We start from the raw sequence: 2,075 nt of genomic DNA on the forward strand, positions 1-2,075 counted from the left end.
GCGCCCGTCGCGGCGCGCAGCCGGGCCGCGTCGGCGCTCGTGCCCGGCTTGCCGCTGCGCCCGTGCGTCAGCGCGACCAGCGCGATCGGCCGCGGCGAATCGCCCAGCACCGGCACCATGGCGTCGTAGTTGAAGTGGGCGGTGACGATGACGTCCAGCGCGTAGTGCGCGATCGAGGCCGCGGCGGCGGCCGCCGCCTGGTCCTCGCGCAGCAGGGCGCACGGCGCGTCCGGGAAGTGCCGGCGCACCAGTTCGCGCCCCCCCTCGCTCACGAACCAGACGCCGCCGATCCGCGCGTAGAGGTCCCGCAGGTGGTCGAAGATGTGGGTGCGGCTCCAGTCTTCCCGGCTGCTGTAGAGCCACCAGCCCACGGCCGGCACCGCCGCGCGCAACCGCGTGCTGTCGATCCCCGGGGTGTGCGGCAGCAGGACGAGTTCCAGACCCAGGCGCGCGATGAGCTCCTCGCCCCAGCGCCGGCGGTAGGCCTCGGGCTCCCAGTCGTCGCCGTGGAAGACGCGCTTCACCCCGAAATCGCGGCATATCCGGGCCCGGTCGCTCCCGACGACCACCGTGTGCGCGATCCCCAGGGCGCGGACCGCGGCCGCGCGCTCAAGCTCGGAGTTGGCGGGCTGGACGCCCTTGTAGCGGCGCACCTCGTCATCGGTGTGCACGCCGACCACCAGGCGGTCGCACATCCCGGCCGCGCGCCGCAGCAGGCTGACGTGGCCCTCGTGGCAGAAGTCGAACACGCCCAGGGTCAGCCCCACCACGGGGCGGCTCCTGCGCCTCCCCAGCCGGGAGATGCCGACCGACAGGCGCGCGAGGGCCGCCGGGGACGGGTGGAACAGGTTGCTGCTCATGTCATGCTGGGTATCGACCTCAACGGGCGGGGAGTCAAGTACGGGATTGCCCCGGGGCGTCGTTCGCGCCATCCTCGCGCCGGTTCGTCACCTCACGGAGAAGACGCCATGTGCGGACGGTTCACGCTGACCCTGACCCCCGAGGAAACGGCCCGGTTGCTGGCCTTGGAAGCCGCCCTGGACGTGGAACCGGCTTCGCCGCCCCGCTGGAACGTCGCTCCCGGCCAGCCGATCGCGGCCGCGATCCAGGAGTTCCCGGACGCGCCGCGACGCCTCCGCTACCTGGACTGGGGACTGGTCCCCCGCTGGTCGCGCGGCCCTGCCGGTGGCGTGCGCCCGATCAACGCCCGCTCGGAGACGGTCGCCGACAAGCCGGCCTTCCGCGACGCCTGGCGCCACCGCCGCTGCCTGGTGCCCGCCGACGGCTTCTACGAGTGGCAGCGCCGCGGCGGCGCGAAGCAGCCCTGGCTGTTCCGCCTGAAGGCCGGCCCCGGCTTCGCCATGGCCGGCATCTGGGAAACCTGGACCCCGGCCGATGGCAGCCCCCAGCACACCTGCGCCCTGCTCACCACCGAAGCCAACGCCCTCATGCTCCCCGTCCACGACCGCATGCCCGTCATCCTGCGCCCCGAGTCCTTCACCGACTGGCTCACCATGTCTCCTGAAGCCGCCCTATCCCTGCACGCCCTGATGCTCCCCTACCCCGCGGACGAGATGACCGCCTGGCCCGTCTCCCCCAACGTCAACTCCCCGCACAACGACGGCCCGCACCTCGCGGAACCGGTGACGCCCCCCAACGCCGGCGAACAATTCCGCCTCCTGGACTGACTCTTCCCCCGCCCCGACATCTCGCCCTGGGTGCACACACGCGACCCGTCGGGGGTGACATCCTGGTCTCTGCGCCAGGAAGGCGCAGAGTCCAGGATGCCACGCGAGCCGGGCACAGGATGTGCCCGACGAGCGCCCCCCGACGGGTCGCGTGTGTGCACCCAGGGCGAAGACCACCCTAGGGAACGGTCACGATCTTGATGAGGTTGGTCCTCCCGGATTCGTGGAGCGGCAGCCCGGCGGTCACGACCACCGAGTCGCCCGACACCACGTGCCCGGCATCCAGCGCCAAGCGAAGCGCGTCGCGCTCCATCTCCTCGAGGGTCTCCCCGTCCGGCGAGAAGAAGGGCAGGGCCCCCCAGACCAGGGCCAGCCGGCGGCAGATCG

Annotated in this window: 3 protein-coding genes; 1 reads left to right on the forward strand and 2 read right to left on the reverse strand. The window is 72.5% G+C overall.

Annotated features, from left to right (window positions below; translation table 11 throughout):
• A partial coding sequence (locus Q7W29_09670; GenBank protein MDO9172087.1) for an adenylyltransferase/cytidyltransferase family protein occupies window positions 1-860 on the reverse strand: 860 nt, incomplete at its 3' end.
• Between the two features lie 108 nt (window positions 861-968).
• Between Q7W29_09670 and Q7W29_09675 the strand changes: the two genes are divergently transcribed.
• Window positions 969-1,688: an SOS response-associated peptidase gene (locus Q7W29_09675; protein ID MDO9172088.1), complete on the forward strand. Its 720-nt coding sequence runs from the start codon at window positions 969-971 to the stop codon at window positions 1,686-1,688.
• Window positions 1,689-1,866: 178 nt separating this feature from the next.
• Here the strand turns inward: Q7W29_09675 and Q7W29_09680 are convergent.
• On the reverse strand, window positions 1,867-2,075 hold a 209-nt coding region (locus Q7W29_09680; GenBank protein MDO9172089.1), incomplete at its 5' end, for a pyruvate kinase alpha/beta domain-containing protein.

The organism is bacterium, assembly GCA_030654305.1.
In the GTDB taxonomy this organism is placed as follows: Bacteria; Krumholzibacteriota; Krumholzibacteriia; order LZORAL124-64-63; family LZORAL124-64-63; genus PNOJ01.